The sequence below is a fragment of the Candidatus Deferrimicrobiaceae bacterium genome (genome assembly GCA_035256765.1).
Lineage (GTDB): Bacteria > Desulfobacterota > Deferrimicrobia > Deferrimicrobiales > Deferrimicrobiaceae > CSP1-8.
Window position 1 is genome coordinate 1 of the sequence record DATEXR010000223.1, and the last position, 2,792, is coordinate 2,792.

Annotated in this window: 3 protein-coding genes; 1 reads left to right on the forward strand and 2 read right to left on the reverse strand. The window is 65.3% G+C overall.

The genetic code is table 11. The features are described from left to right. Positions 1 to 1,075, reverse strand: a 1,075-nt coding sequence (gene gdhA / locus VJ307_07515; protein ID HJX73989.1) for an NADP-specific glutamate dehydrogenase, incomplete at its 3' end; no start/stop codon positions are given. Between the two features lie 146 nt (positions 1,076 to 1,221). Here gdhA and VJ307_07520 point away from each other — a divergent pair. Continuing rightward, positions 1,222 to 2,301 carry a Fic family protein gene (locus VJ307_07520; protein HJX73990.1) on the forward strand — a complete coding sequence of 360 codons (1,080 nt, stop codon included), beginning with the start codon at positions 1,222 to 1,224 and terminating at the stop codon, positions 2,299 to 2,301. Here VJ307_07520 and VJ307_07525 read toward each other — a convergent pair. Next, a partial coding sequence (locus tag VJ307_07525) for a hypothetical protein (GenBank protein HJX73991.1) occupies positions 2,290 to 2,792 on the reverse strand: 503 nt, incomplete at its 5' end. The genes VJ307_07520 and VJ307_07525 overlap by 12 nt on opposite strands.

The following is a 2,792-nucleotide window of genomic DNA, read 5'->3' on the forward strand; positions in this document are numbered from 1 at the left end:
TGAAGACCTTCACCCCATCCGGGGTCGTCGGCATGTTGGCCCCCTCGCCGATGGCGATGCAGCCGTTTTTCACGAGCTTCTTGGCATCCTTCCCCGTGACCTCGTTCTCGGTCGCCGAGGGGAAGGCCACGTCGCACGGGATGTCCCAGATGTTCCCGTTGGGGGTGAACTTCGCGCTCTTGTGGTACTCGCAGTAATCCTTGATGCGTCGCCGCTCGACCTCCTTGAGCATCTTGAGCGTTTCCAGGTTGATCCCCTTCTCGTCGTGGATCACCCCGTTCGAGTCGCTCACCGCGACGACCTTTCCTCCCAGCTGGTGCACCTTCTCCAGCGTGTAGATCGCCACGTTCCCGGACCCGGAGACGACGACCTTCTTCCCCTTGAGGCCGTTCTTCCGGTGCTTGAGCATCTCCTCGACGAAGTAAGTGCAGCCGTACCCGGTCGCCTCGGTGCGCACCTGGCTTCCGCCGTAGACCAGCCCTTTTCCGGTGATGACGCCCGCCTCGAACTTGTTCGTGAGCCGCTTGTACTGCCCGAACATGAAGCCGATCTCCCGGCCCCCGACGCCGATGTCCCCGGCGGGGACGTCCGTGTGCTCCCCGATGATCCGCCACAGCTCGACCATGAAGCTCTGGCAGAAGCGCATCACCTCGGAGTCGGACTTCCCCTTGGGGTCGAAGTCGGACCCTCCCTTCGCCCCGCCGATCGGAAGCCCCGTGAGGGAATTCTTGAAGATCTGCTCGAAGCCGAGGAACTTGATGATCCCGAGATACACGGAGGGATGGAACCGCAATCCCCCCTTGTACGGCCCCAGCGCGCTGTTGAACTGGACGCGGAAGCCGCGGTTGATCTGGACCTCTCCCCGGTCGTCCTGCCAGGGCACCCGGAAGATCAGCTGCCTCTCCGGCTCGCAGATCCTCTCGATGATCTTCGCCTCGGCGAACTCCGGGTACTTGACGAGAACCGGGCCCAGCGAGTCGAGAACCTCCTTCACCGCCTGGTGGAACTCCGACTCCCCCGGGTTCCGCTTGATCACATCCTGGTAGATCGCCTCCAGCCTTTGCGTCAGTGCCATACCCTGCCTCCTCGGGATGAATGCGAAGTAGCGGCCTGCCCGGCCGCCCGCTTCTCCCGAATGTACCCCCTCTGACGCTCCCGTCAAGCCCGTTGTAAAGAATCAGGTGTAATCGGGTATAATGCGCGTAATCCGGGAGGGAACCGATGGAGGGCCAGCTCGACGCAAGGCTTACGGAACTGCCCCCCCTCGATCTCCACGAACTGGTCGGGAGAATCTCCGGGGTCGACGAGTTCCGGGGGTGGTGGCAGGGACGGGCCTACGCCTTCCCGTCGATCCTCGCCCGATTGCAGGAAAGGACGATCGAGGTTTCCGCCGGCATTTCCGCCCGGAGCGCCGGAAGGCTCTCCTTTTCCTCCCCGCGGGAGCGGCCGTGGGGGCGAAGACCCGAAGGCGGCGCGCCGTCCGGGGAGGCCGCCTCGAAAGCCGGGTACGCGGAACTGTTGCGGTCGGTGTTTCGCGAATACCGCGACATGGAATTGGGGCAAGACCTCATCCTCGGGTTCCACGCGCAGCTGTTCCGGTATTCGCCCGCCGACCGGGCGCACCGGGGAAGATACCGGGCGGTGCCCGGCAAGGCGGCGGCGTATCCGCTCGGGAGTATGGAGTCCCCGGCGCTGCGCCCCGTAGAGCCTCATCTCGCCCCGGGAAAAATGGATCTCCTGTCGCGATGGACGGCGGCCCGCCTGGGCTCCCGGGCCTTCCATCCGCTTCTGGTCATCGCCTCCTTCCTTCTCGAATTCCTCGCCATTTCCCCCTTTGCGGACGGGAACCGGAGGATGAGCCGGATCCTCGCATCCTTCCTTCTCCTCCGCTGCGGCTATGCCCACGTTCCGTATTTCCCGCTGGACGCCGTCATCGCGGAGCGGGAGATGGACTATTCCATCGCCCTGCGAAGGGCCCAGGCGAAACGGAACATCCCCCGGCCGGACATCATGCCGTGGCTGCGGGCGTTCCTCGAGGTGCTGCAGGAGCAAGCCCTCGAACTTCGCACCCTCCTGGAAGGGCGTCCCCCGGAAGATCTCCTGTCGGGGAACCAGCGGGCCGTCCTTTCCCTTCTCGACCGGCACGGGGAGGTGAGCATCCGGATGGTCCGCCGCGAGCTCGGCATCCCCCGAGACACCGTAAAGCAGGTCCTGGCGCGCCTTCACGAACGGAACCTGGTCCGCCGTGCGGGGGCGGGCCGGGCCGCGCGGTACCTTCGCGCCCCTCTCCTACCCGGGTAGGAGCCCCTCTCCCAGGCCGGCGAGGTAGCAGACCGCTTTCTGGCCCGGAGAGTTGGCGTTCAGGTAAAGGGCCCGACCTCCCGGGGCCCCGGGGATGTCGATGACCCGGACGACATCGGACCACCCGGCCTCTTCCGGTACCAGGTCGGCGAGACGGTTCCTGCTCCGCCGGAAGAAATCCTCGTTGAGGAAATTCCCCTTCCTCCCGAGGAAGAGGGCGAGATAGAGCATGTCCGCCTCGACCAGGTCATTGAAGAAGTGGGTGCCGAGGGAGACGTCGGGCACGACGGTCCCGTGCATGCCCACGATTTCGCACAGGACCGACACCGTGTTGATCTCCCCGAAGGAGACGGGCACTCCGAGGGATGGGGTGCTCGTCCCCCACCGTCCCGGCCCGAGCAGCATGATGGTCTTCCCCGGGGTTCCTTCCTCCTCCGCGTGGGTCAGCCTCCCGATCATCCGCGCGATGGAATACCGGTCGGTGATCGGCA